Annotated in this window: 4 protein-coding genes; all 4 read left to right on the forward strand. The window is 47.6% G+C overall.

What is annotated here, in order from left to right; genetic code table 11:
* Nucleotides 1-14 precede the first annotated feature (14 nt).
* Nucleotides 15-7,280 carry a cadherin-like beta sandwich domain-containing protein gene (locus BC343_RS16750; RefSeq protein WP_078348963.1) on the forward strand — a complete coding sequence of 2,422 codons (7,266 nt, stop codon included), beginning with the start codon at nucleotides 15-17 and terminating at the stop codon, nucleotides 7,278-7,280.
* 75 nt (nucleotides 7,281-7,355) lie between these two features.
* Complete coding sequence (locus tag BC343_RS16755) at nucleotides 7,356-10,811, forward strand: cadherin-like beta sandwich domain-containing protein (RefSeq protein WP_162276887.1); 3,456 nt, start codon at nucleotides 7,356-7,358, stop codon at nucleotides 10,809-10,811.
* A 25-nt stretch (nucleotides 10,812-10,836) separates the two neighbouring features.
* A complete protein-coding gene (locus BC343_RS16760; RefSeq protein ID WP_078348965.1) occupies nucleotides 10,837-11,778 on the forward strand; it encodes a PorP/SprF family type IX secretion system membrane protein in 942 nt (313 codons plus the stop codon).
* A gap of 228 nt (nucleotides 11,779-12,006) precedes the next feature.
* Nucleotides 12,007-13,254 carry an efflux RND transporter periplasmic adaptor subunit gene (locus tag BC343_RS16765; RefSeq protein ID WP_078348966.1) on the forward strand — a complete coding sequence of 416 codons (1,248 nt, stop codon included), beginning with the start codon at nucleotides 12,007-12,009 and terminating at the stop codon, nucleotides 13,252-13,254.
* The last annotated feature ends 2 nt before the right edge of the window (nucleotides 13,255-13,256 follow it).

Here is a 13,256-nt window from a genome sequence, read left to right on the forward strand (position 1 = left end):
CTTAAGCCCGTTGTATGGAAACACTTTTACTTCCCGCGCAAAAACAACATTTTAATTCCCCTAAAACGCATCGGCTAAATTGGCAGGTGCTCCTTTGTTTACTGCTGACCTTTTTGATCGTCGGTTTTGTGTCCACCGTTAAGGCGCAAAACCCGCTCGATAAGGTTGGGCTGACAAGCGAGAACTTACCGGCGGCCGCTTACTCGTTACGTAAGGTAAGCAGCCAATATAACGGAGAGGCAGTAGTGTTAAAATTTAGCGACAACTTTGGTACATCTATCGGGTTCACCCCCTCAGGTGAATTGGATACTGTTGCGCTCAACACTCTTTTGAGCCAGCACCCCGGCGACGCTTATGTTACTGCCTGGTTCGACCAAAGCGGTAATGGGCGCACGATGAGGGAGGCAACAGGCCATGCATATATTGCAAAAAATAGTAAAATATTAGGAGCAAATGGGCGCCCGGCCGTTTATTTTAATAATGCCAGCCTAAAAGCATGGACAGGGGCATTTATAACCAATGGCGCAACCATGGCAGCATTTGCCAAAGGCGAGGATGCAACCCCTTCTACCCTGATATCTAAAACCGGTGTTGGCGAAAGCGATGGAGCTGGCGGAGGTACAATAGTTTCGGGGCAGGGGCAACCGGCTCCATTTATATTTGTGAACAGTAATGGCCGGGCATCACTCGGCGATCCTGTTAGTGGTAATAACAACGAGGACTATACCAGTTCACAGAACTTTGTGAGCAGCAACATGCCCGCTTCTATCTACCTGTTCACATTAAGCGTACCCTCGCCTCATGGTAGTACATTAAGGGTTTACAATGACACCTCTTTCCCCGATGGTTTTACATCTTTTGGTGCCTATGCCGACAGGGGAGGCCCTCTCATGATTGGTGGCAGTACCGACGAAGGCTTTCATAGCAATTTTTACGTAAGCGAATTACTGCTGTTTGATTTTTCGATGGCAGATGAACCGATTTTTACCTTAAAACGTGCGCAAAACCTATATTTCCGCCAGTCAACACTGGCCGGCTTAGCTTCGTTAACTTCATCGGCAGGCAATTTTAACCCGGCTTTTCAGGCGGAAAAAACAACGTATAATCTTATAGTGCCTAATGGTACTACTACGGTGCAGGTAACTGCCACACCAAAAGACCCCAACAGCACTATTGGTTTTGAATACGACACACCGGTATCGGGCACTACTCCGTTTACTTTCAGCATGGATGTATCCGGCGGTGTTGATCAGCGCGCAGTGGTAGTTACGTCGGTCGATGGGCGTGTTTCGTTGCCTTACCTTGTAATAGCCAGTACGCCCTCAGCAGCCACGCTGAATTACAGTAAATACGGGCAATATCCGTATATGAAATTTGCTGTTGGCTATTCTGAAGCACCGGTACAGCCTTACAGCGTAAGCATTACGCCGCCAGTTTATGGGGCGCCAAGTACACTGGCAATAACAACGGCAGCTAACTCCCGCGTTCGGGTAGACCCGCAAGGCAATGTTTATACCATAAACCCTAACGGCACCTCGGTAGACAAGTACGATGCAAACGGTAACCTTTTAGCTTCGGCTACAGCTACCGGCAACCCAATAGTATCGCTTGCCCAAACAAAAAGCGGCGACCTTTACGGGCAGGATAATAGCGGCCAGGTGTTCCAGATGAATGGCGAACCTATGGCAGGGAGAGTATTATTTACTGCGCCTGCCTCGGGTGCCATAGTGCTGGATACCCACGAGACTACCTATATACCTGGAACAGACCGTATCTATAAATTTATTGAAGGAGGGCCCGCCGGAGAGATATGGACGGGAACGGCCATCAATTCAATTGCTACCGATAATTCTGATAGGATATATGTGCCTATTGGTAACGATATTTTCCTGTTATCGCAGTCGGGCGAAACCACTACGCCTTTAGCCCATATAGCTCAGGGTATTAAACGCATCAGTATCGATCCTTCGGGCAATATATATGTAGTTACGCAGGCAAACAGCGTAATTAGAGTAGATGCCCTTGGCGGCGCGCAACAGGTAGTGGCATCGGGTTTTGATGCTGACGATGCTGTGGCTGATGGCAAAGGGAATGTGTACATAACCAGCGGTACATCACTAAAAAAGGTAAAGCCTACAGGCGGCTACTATGTAAACAGGCCACTGCCCGAAGGTTTTACCTTCGATATCAATTCGGGCGCTATAGGTGGGGTGCCAAAGGTTCCTACACCTATGGGAATGGATTATAGGGTAACAGCGTATACCGATACCACTGCAATTACCGCCGATATGGGTTTACGAGTATATTCTTCGGATGCTACTTTCACAAGCCTAACTGTAGACTCTGCCGGACTGTATCCTGCTTTTGACCCCAATGTAACGGATTATTCAGTTATTGCCAACCTTGGTGCTACATCGGCAACTTTCACACCGGAAATTGGAAACCCCGATGCTTCTGCTACACTTAACTTCTCTGAACCGGTTATATCGGGCCAGCCAATTACCATACCGCTCAACGGCGACGAAACCATCGTGAGCATCAGTGTAGCACCCGCGTGGGGCATGACTAAAGTTTATTATTTACGCTTAAAGAAATCCAAGCCACTTGTTTTAAGTTACGGCGGTAACATATCGCTTGGGCGTAATACACAAGTAAAAGGCATTGTGCCAACAAGCGAGAGTATTTTACCCGTGACCTACGCCGATGCCGAATACTTTAACGAGGGTTTTTCTAACGGGCCAAAAACGGTGATAGACACTGCGGGCAACATATATACCGCCGGCGATGATGGTACCCAACTGTTTAAATACCCTGCCGACGGAAGCGGGCGCCTTGTATTAACCACCCCCTCGAAAACACGCGACCTCGCCGTTGATAAGGCCGGTAATGTGTATGGCTTTAGCGATACCGAGGTTTTTAAAATACCGGTGGGTGCAACTACAGCTACGCAAGTAATAGCTTCGGGCAGTGCTAAGGGTGCGGTAGATTCGCAGGGCAATATTTATGTTGCCGATGCAAGCGCAGGTACTGTTAAAAAGTACGCAGCCAACGGCTCATTTATAGCTGATGTGGTTAGCGGGCTGGAAATTACAGGCGCAGTAGCCATTGATGCTTATGATAACCTTTATGTGAGCGACCAAAGCGGAAACGGTTTGTTTAAGTTACCTAAGGGCCAATCGGCACTAACAACATTTTCGGCCAGGACTGCTAATGTGGCCAATATTTCATTCGATGCATCGGGCAGCTACATTTACGCGGTTACCAATACCGGTGCAGTAATTAAGTTTAAAACCGATGGTACCGATGTGGCAACTATTATTGAAGGCCTATCGCCAAAAGATCCACCGTTCCCGCCGCGTGTAGCCGTAGCATCGTTTACGGTTGATAAAAAAGGCGACGCATACATTGGCTACGCCGCTACTAACATAAAAAAAGCTAAAGCCACCGGCGGTTATTACTTAAACAAGCCGCTGCCCGAAGGCTTAAGTTTTAATATAAACGATGGCTCGATAAGCGGTACCCCAACAGTAAACAGCGCCCCGGTTAATTATACCGTTGGAGCTTACAATGGCCAGAATAGCGTTACGGCAAACTTTAACTTGGCTGTAATATCTAACGCCAACCTGGCTGCTATAGTTACCGACGCTAAAATAACGCCAAGGGTGCACCCCGATTCTACCAAATATACCCTGCTGCTTAGCCCGGGCGCCACCCGTGCCGAATTTGAGTTTGTCCCTGCCGACAAAGCTGCGTCGGTTACGCTTAACGGGCTACCTTTCGATCCGGGGAAGGCCATTGATACAGCAATAGCAGGCACTGATATTCCTTTCACATTTGCCATCACTTCGGCAGACGGCTCGGTAACTAAAACTTATTATGTAACGCTACACCCCATCGCAACAGAATCGCGCCTGGCTGCTTTAGTTGTACGCGGGGCAACTTTAACGCCGGTATTTGATAAAGATGTTACCAGCTACGAAGTGCAGGTACCAAATAGTTTAGAAGAAACAGATATTACGGCAACCACGCTTGATGCTAATAGCTCGCTTTACATGTTTGGTAAACCTGCGCGTAGCGGCAAGCCTTCGCCAAAGATCAATTTAAGTGAGGGGAGTAACCCGGTTACTATATCTGTAGGTTCGCAGGAAGGCGGTGTACAAACCGATTATAATGTAAACATCATTCGTGCCGATAAATTCCTGGCTTTAACCGGCCTTGCAGCCAGCGCCGGTACGCTAAGCCCCGCATTTGATGCAGAGGTTAGCACATACATTACCAAAGTATCGTCGGCCACGGCAGCAATCACCATAACACCGGCCTGGAGTTCGAGCTACCAGTTGCTTATAAATGGTAACACATTGAACTCCGGCGATACCCCGCAGCCTATTGCCTTAAACGCCGATGGTACTTCAACAAATATTACCGTGCAGGTAAAAGCTGCCAGTGGTGCCATCCGTAACTATACGGTTGTTGTGCAACGTGCATCGGCCAATGCCAGCCTGGCGACGTTAAATACTTCGGTAGGTACCATAGCCCCGGTATTTAATAAAGATGTATTGGCCTATACTTTAGATGTAACCGCAGCTACATCAAGCATTGGCATTTCTGCCGTCCCTGCCGATACTGCAGCAAGGGTGACTATAAACGGCAGTGCCCAGGCCGCAGCGTACAACAACTATAACGTAGCATTGGCCTACGGCTTAAATACCATTACCGTGGTGGTGAGCCCGCAGGATGGACCTAATAAAACCTACACCATAACAGTGGCGAGGGCGCAGGCAGGTTCCAGCATTGCTACGCTGTCGTCACTAACAACAAATGCCGGTACGCTTAATTCAGTAGCCGGTCCGTCCGATTATAATTATTCAGTTGCTGTGGCATCAACAGTAACATCGGTTACAATTACGCCCGTGGTAACTGATGCAGGCGCTACCCTGCAGGTTAACGGTGTTACGGCAACCAGTGGTGTTGCTACTGCGCCCATAGCTATTGCGCCGGGTGCCAATATTGTGAAAGTGCTGGTAACCGCAGCAGATAATGTAACTAAAAAATCATATCAAATAACCATTAACCGCGCACTGCCGGCCGAAGTAACACTAACCGCGCTTACCGTGCGCGAAGGTACCCTTAGCCCGGCCTTTAATGCTAATACGTTGGCCTATAACGTATCCGTTGCCAGTACTGCCGATACTGCCCACATCAAACCAATAAAGCAAGCATCAACTTCTATTGTGAGTATTGATGGTAAAACCCCCGATGCCAATGGCGAAATAGCGGTACCTGTAATAACCGGTTCTAATCCATTGGCTGTAAAAGTAACCGCACAGGATGGGGTAACTATATTAAACTACATTGTTACGGTAAAACGCGCCGCCTCGCCGGTAGCAAACCTTAGTAAACTTTTGCTTATAGAACCCACACTGGTAAGAACGAACGTTGCAACCGGCCCCGGCGACTTTAACTCGGTTGCTACGGCACCGGTAGGAACAGCATCTGTACGTATACTGGCCACCCCTACAGATGCAGGTGCTACAATGCTATTAAACGGAGTTGCCATACAAAGCGGTGTGCCATCGGCACCCGTGCCCCTAACCGGTGATTCTACCTCTATAAATGTACAGGTAACCGCGGCTAATAATTTTACGGTGAAACATTACGTGGTAAAAGTATACCGGCCGTTATCCAATGTGGCTACATTGAGTAGATTATACCTGGTAGAGCCGGCTGTAACTCGCGTTAACGAAGCTACAGGCCCCGGCGATTACAACTCTTCGGCTGCAGTATCGGGCAATGCATCATCTATCCGTGTGGTTGCTACTGTAACCGATGACGGTGCTACCATTAAAATAAACGGCGTTATTACGGCAAGCGGTACACCGTCGGCAATTATACCGTTAACCAACGGAAGCAATTATATAACCGTGCAGGTTACCGCGCAAAATGGCGTTACCATTAAAAATTATTCCATAAAGGTTGTTAGGCCGCTCTCATCAATAGCTACGCTTAGCAAGCTGTCGCTTGTAGATCCTAACGTAAACCGGGTTGCGGCAATTGCAGGCCCCGGCGATGTTAACTCTACGGCTATCGTACCGTCGGGCACAACATCTATTAAAGTGGTAGCCCTGGCAAGTGATGCCGGAGCGGCTATAACAGTAAACAATGTGTCAACAGCCAGCGGTGCAACTTCGGCACCTGTTGCTTTAGTGTCCGATACTACCTTGATAAACGTGCGGGTAACAGCAGCAAACGGCATAACCACCAAGGTATACGCGGTTAAAGTAATCAGGCCGATTTCGTCGGTAGCCACTTTAAGCAAACTTTACCTGGTAGAGCCTGCCGTGGCCCGCGTGGCTTCGTCTACCGGTTTGGGCGACTATAATTCTACGGCCACTGTATCGGCAAGTACATCTACTATACGCGTAGTTGCAGTTGCAACAGATAGCGCTGCTACCATACGAGTAAACGGAACTGTTACTGCGAGCGGGCAAAAATCGCTGCCTATATCGCTAACCGGCAACCCCGACTATATTACCGTGCAGGTAACTGCTGCAGATGGTACAACTACCAAAAGCTATGTTATTAAAGTAGAGAAATCGTTGCTTTCGTCAATAGCCATCCTGAGCAAATTGTATTTAGTAGAACCTGCCGTGGCGCGTACTACGGTAAGCAGCGGGCCTGCCGAGTACAACACAACGGCCAGCGTATCTGCCACTACAAAAACCATTAAAGTGGTTGCAGTGGCGGCCGATGCAGATGCTACCATCCGTATAAATGGTATGGTTACCGCAAGTGGCGTACCATCGTTACCTATCACTTTAAACGCCGGCGAAAACACCATAAACGTAATTGTTACAGCACAGGATGGTGTTACCAGCCATAGCTGGGCAATAATAGTAAGTAAGGGCGCGCCTGCCATGTTGGCCGCTGCACCGGTTAACAAGAAAACCGATGTGGGCGTTATAAAGAAAACCGAAGCTGTATTACAGGCATCGCCCGAAGATATTATTGTGAAACAGGCGCTGTCGCCCAATGGAGATGGCATTAACGACAGGTTGGCTATACAAGGCATCGATTTGTTCCCTGATAACGTTGTGAGAATAATGGACCGTAGTGGCAACGTAATATACGAGGCCAAAGGTTACGATAACGAAAGCAAGGCGTTTGACGGACATAGCAGCAAAGGCGCTATGCAGCAGGCCGGCACCTATTTTTACTCTATAGAGTATAAAAAAGGCACCGAGTTAAAAAGGAAGTCCGGTTACTTAATAATTAAGTATTAAATATTTTACGTGTTGAATTTGTGTAAGTTAACGAATAGTATGTACCTTGTACGCACAAACATTAACCTATTCGTTATGACAATTGCACAAAAAAAACACGTTGCTTTATTGCTTGTTTTTGCAGCCTTTGCAGTTAACATTACTGCTGTAGCCAAAAACTCTAATAACTACAACCATGCAGGTGCAGCGTATGCCCTAAACAGTGGCACACCTGCCGCAAAGCCATACGCTGCACCTGTTTTGAGCAATTTAAGTGTTAATACGGGCACCCTTAGCCCGGCTTTTAATGAAACAATAACGGGTTACAGGGTTAATTTACCTTATGCTACTAACAGCATTAAAATTACGCCGACAACTACTGAACCAGGTGCTACTATAACGGTAAACGAAATGGATGTAGTCAATGGCGCGGCGTCGCCAACTATAACACTATCGGTAGGCATAAATACGATACCCGTTGCAGTTACCACTGCAGATGGCCTTAACACAAATACCTATACTGTTACCGTAGTTAGGGTCGGCCAGGCGCCAAATTTAAGTTATCCGGCCAATAGTTATGTTTTTAATAAGGGTGATAATATTACGCCTGTTGTTCCAACTATAACCGGGGGGGCTGTTCCGGCAATTGCTTATGCTACAACTTCCACGTTAAATTTATCCGGAGGTGCTGCCAGCTTTCAATACAATCAATTTAGAGCCACAGGGATATGTGCCGACTTGCAGGGGAACTTGTATATGGCAATAAAAAATGCTATTTGGAAAATTACGCCTTCGGGAGTGGTTACTTTGCTGGTAGGCCAGTCAACTGCAGGCTATGCTGACGGGGCCGGTGGTACTGTAAAATTCAACAATCCGGTTGGTATGGCGTTGGATGCTGCCGGTAACCTGTACGTAGGAGATGCCGGCAATAACCGTATCAGGAAAGTGACGCCAAGTGGAGTAGTGAGTACATTTGCCGGTAGCGGTACTGCGGGTGCCACTAACGGAACCGGTACTGCTGCCAGTTTTAGAAGCCCGCACGGGCTTGCTATGGATAACGCGGGAAATTTATTTGTTGCTGATAACGGTAATAACCTTATCAGGAAAATAACACCGTTAGGTGTAACCACTACCTTTGCGGGTAGTGGTGTCGACGATAGCACAAATGGCACCGGTACAGCGGCCAGTTTCGATGGCCCTTCGGCAATAGCCGCAGATAGGCAAGGTAACTTATATGTGGTGTGTATAAACGCTCCCGGTTTACGCAAAATAACCTCGACTGCCGTAGTAAGCAATATACCTGTAGGCTTTGGGGTTCTGGGTGTAACCGCTGATGCTGTTGGAAATATCTACCTTACCTGCGGAGAAAATAGCAGCAAATTGTATAAAATCCCATCGGGTGGAGCATTTGAGTTTTTGGCAGGAGGAAGCAACATCGATCCTGTGCGCCAGCCTCAAAAGGCTGATGGGGTAGGTACCGGGGCTGCGTTTTCAATGCCTTCGGGCATTGTTGCCGATAACCTGGGCAATATTTATATAACGGATGCAGGCACCGATCGTATTCGTAAAGTAACGGTAACCGGTTTTACTATTAATCCTGCGTTAAATGGTTTAGTTTTTAACGGCACCACAGGTACGCTTTCGGGCACAGCATCATTTCCAATGCCTGTAACAAACTATACCATTTCTGCAATAAACGCGGCTGGGATAGATACGGCAAAACTTGACATTACCGTGCGGGCTCCCAGCCCTGTGCTTTCATCGCTTTCTGTTGTCCCTGGTCCGCTTAGCCCGGCTTTTTCGCCATCTGTTACATCTTACAATGTTACGGTAGTTGCGCCCCGGGTAAGGGTAACACCTTATGCGGAAAGTTATTTTTCTCTTAAACTGAACGGTAAGCCCGTAGTTAGCGGGCAGGATTGGCTCGATGTACCGCTAAATCTGGGGGCAAATACAATAACAGTTTCTGTTACAGCCCAGGATAGTACAGTTAAAACTTACACTATAAATGTAACAAGGCTTGCTACCAGTACTATTACCCTGAAAGATGTATATATGTATCCGGATAAGCTAACCCGTGTTGGTACCAGTGATAATTGGGCAGGCCAGGTAGGTAGCGGTGTTAGTAGCGTTAAACTGGGTATAGCCACCACAGAAACGGCCACTACTTTTAAAATTAATGGTGTTTCAACAATGCAGGGTACTGCATCTGCACCTATCGTGTTAACCGGCGACACAACGGTTGTACCGGTAGAAATAGCCGCGGAGGATGGCGTTGCCAAACAAACCATAACGGTAACCATAACACGTGCTACAAACGGAGATATTACCTTAAGTAAGTTTTATATTTATCCCGGTACATTAACCTACGATGAAAATATCACCCGCTGGACGGCGAAAGTAAGTTTGGGTGTAGAGAGTTTCAGGCTCGGGGTAGCCACTGCCGAGGCGGGGGCAACTATCAAGATCAATGGTATACCTACAGACCAGGACACGCCATCTGCCCCGATAACTACGAACCAGAATTTTTCTTATTTGCCTATTGAAATAACCGCTGAAGATGGGGTGACCAAAAAAACTATCTTTATAGCAGTTGACCGTGACCCGACAGGCGATGTTACGTTAAGCAAGTTTGCTGTTTACCCGGGCACTTTGGTGCGCACCGGTAATACGGATGACTATACGGTACACGTTAGCAGCGCTGTTCCGAGCGTGAAGCTTAGCGTGGCCACTGCCGAACGTGGCGCTTCAATCACGGTAAATAATATCCATTTAGATCAGAAGGCAACAACAGATCCTATTGCTTTAACCACCAGTCCGCAAGTTATCCCTGTAGCTATTACAGCAGAAGACAACGTTACCGTTCGTACATTTAATGTAACGGTTATCCGCGATCCGGATTCTTCATCTATAACCCTCACTAAGCTGTTTACATACCCCGGTGAGCTTACCCGCGTAGGTACCACCGATACCTGGGTAACTGAAGTAGGCAGCGGTGTAGCAAGTATAAGAGTAGGCGTAAATACCGCCGAAGCAGAAAATACTGTAAAAGTGAACGGGGAAGCATACGGTTACTGGAAACCTATAGCTTTAACAGGTACTACTACCAGTATCCCCGTTGAAATAACCGCAAAAGATGGTGTTACTAAACGTACCTTTACCGTGGTAGTAACCAAACCCGCTCTGCGTGCTTTAGCTTCAACATTCGGGAAACCTGTTGCGATGGGCATAGTGGATAGTAAAAAAGCCGATGTTGCCAATCAAGCCGAAGATTTAGTGGTTAAACAAGCCGTATCGCCAAACGGCGACGATATTAACGACCGCCTGGTAATAGAAGGCATAACGGCCTATCCCGAAAATACGGTGAAAATAATGGACCGCGATGGCAGCCTGATTTATGAAGCAAAAGGTTACGATAACCAGGGGCAAGCCTTCGACGGGCGTTCGTCTAAAGGCGTAAGGCAGCGTGCGGGTACCTATTTTTATTCGGTAGAGTACAAAAAAGGTGACGAGGTGAAACGGGCGGCGGGCTACCTGGTCATTAAATATTAAGACCCTTAATTAAAACTATATAAACGTGATTCCTGAAAACGAGAAGAAAGCTACAAAACAAAAAACTATAATTAAACGGTTAACAGCAATGGTGGCGCTCGCCTTTATGGGCGGCAGCGCTATGGCGCAGCAAAACTTGTTCAGCTACAACCAGTATGCCGATAACCTGACGCCTGTAAATCCTGCTTATTCACTGCTGGATAAAGCAGGCAACGTAAACATACTGGGCCGCAGGCAGTTTGTAGGAATAGATGGCGCACCAACAAGTTTGCTGATGAGTGCGAGCTTCCCGCTGGAGAATATAGGCGCATCCGCAGGTTTGTTTTTAGTGAACGATAAGTTTGCTGTAGAGAACCAAACAGAAGTGAATGGCTTTTTTGCAAAATCTATTCAATTGGCCAGTTCGTCGTACTTATCTGTTTCGCTGAATGCTGGTATACGCAGTTATGTGGCCAACTATTCGATTTTGGACCCATCCGACCCGCAGTTTAGCCAGGATGTGCGGGAAACTAAGCCGAATATTGGTTTCGGGGTAATGTTTTACGGGGATAACTATTACATCGGCGTATCGGTGCCGGAATTGAGCTTCCGTAACCTGGGTACGGCATCGGTACAGCAAGCCAACTACCTGCGCAGCCATTATTATTTCAGCGGCGGGGTATTGCTAAAACTGAATGAGGATGTGCACCTGAAGCCGGCCTCGCTGGTATCGTATCTGCAGGGCTCGCCCGTGGTGGCCGATTTTTCGGGAACGGTTATCCTGAAAGAGCAATTGGGCTTAGGCCTAAACTACCGCACCAACAAGCAAGTGGCGGGCATTATATCGGTAAACGCCAACAGCTTTAAAGTTGGCTATAGCTACCAATTCGGTACATCATCATCAAATTTGGGCGGCTACAACAATGCCACCCACGAGGTTAGCATCAGCTACCGCTGGGGCACCGATCTGCAAAGGAAACTTTTGTAATTATTGTGTTCATGTTAACGAAGCCGCAGCCTAAAACTGCGGCTTTTTTGTTTATGCTTTTTCGCCGCCTCGATAATTTTTACCCCGGTTTTCCCAAGATCGGGATGGTTTGTCCGATATCGGACAGAATTTAAGTCTTTAATTTATGTAATTGACTGTTTATTAAATATTTAAGTTTGGTACGTTCGTTGCAAACCCTTGTGCATCATAACATTTATCGCAACGGAAATGGACCAAATTATAGAACACGAAGTAACCGCCCAGAAAAGGAAGAAGGGCATCATCATAGCGCTCATCGCCATCGCCGCGGTAGCTGCCACCATCTGGCTGCTGCGTACCACGCTAAAATCGAGCGTAAGCCGATCAGAAATAACTACCGCTAAAGTAGAAACCGGCAGCGTAGAGAACACCCTAAATGCTACCGGCGAGGTATTGCCCGAGTTTGAAGAGATACTCACCAGCCCCATTTATGCCTCTATCAAAAATGTGGTGATGGATGCTGGCAATAACGTAAAGGCGGGGCAATCTATCCTTACACTGGATAAAGCCATGGCACAAACGGAATTTGATAAAACCAACTTCCAGATGCAGAGCAAACGCAACGAGATAGCCAAGCTCAAGCTCGACCTCAACAAGAGCTTCTTCGATATTCAATCGAACAACGACATTAAGCAACTGCGCATAAGCAATCTGGCCGATGCAGTGGAGAATGCTAAACGCCTTTTTAAAGCAGGCGGCGGTACCCGCGAAGGTATTGAGCAAGCCGAACTGAATCTGAAAGTTGCCCAATTGGAAAAGAAACAGCTGGAGAACGAGATAAAAAGCAAGCAGCAAACTATGCAGATAGAGATAAAGGAGGCCGAGATCGCCCTGGCCATCCAGCAGAACGACCTGAACAGTTTGCAACGTAAATTACAGCTGGCCAATATTGTGGCAACCCGCGGCGGTGTAGTTACCTACGTAAACAAAAACATTGGTGCTACCGTGCACGAAGGCGATGCCCTTGCCCGCATTGCCGACCTCGGCAGCTTTAAGGTGAACGGCAGCATAGCCGATACTTATTTGGATCAGCTACGTAGCGGGATGCCGGTAATAGTGCGCCTGAACGAGGTAGCCATGAAGGGGCATGTGGTGAACGTTTATCCATCCATCCAAAACAGCATAGTAACTTTTGATGTGCAGCTGGACGAGCGCAACAACAAGCAGCTTCGCCCCAACATGAAGGTAGATGTTTACCTGGTTACCGATGTACGCGCCAAAACCACCCGCGTAAGCAATGGCGCCGCCTTTAAAGGCCCCGCCGATCAGGATGTGTTTGTGCTGAACGGTGACAAAGCCGAACGCCGCCGCATACACATCGGCCTCACCAATTTCGATTATGTGGAGATAACCAGCGGACTAAAGCCCGGCGATGTGGTGATCACATCAGACATGAGCGAGTTTAAGAACGCTAAAGAACTCACCCTAAAAGATTAAGG

Source organism: Mucilaginibacter pedocola, assembly GCF_002013915.1.
In the GTDB taxonomy this organism is placed as follows: domain Bacteria; phylum Bacteroidota; class Bacteroidia; order Sphingobacteriales; family Sphingobacteriaceae; genus Mucilaginibacter; species Mucilaginibacter pedocola.

Excerpts from the sequence above, each read along its gene's own strand:
- BC343_RS16765 (WP_078348966.1), top strand. The coding sequence starts at position 12,007 with ATGGACCAAATTATAGAACACGAAGTAACCGCCCAGAAAAGGAAGAAG.
- BC343_RS16755 (WP_162276887.1), top strand. The coding sequence starts at position 7,356 with ATGACAATTGCACAAAAAAAACACGTTGCTTTATTGCTTGTTTTTGCA.
- BC343_RS16750 (WP_078348963.1), top strand. The coding sequence starts at position 15 with ATGGAAACACTTTTACTTCCCGCGCAAAAACAACATTTTAATTCCCCT.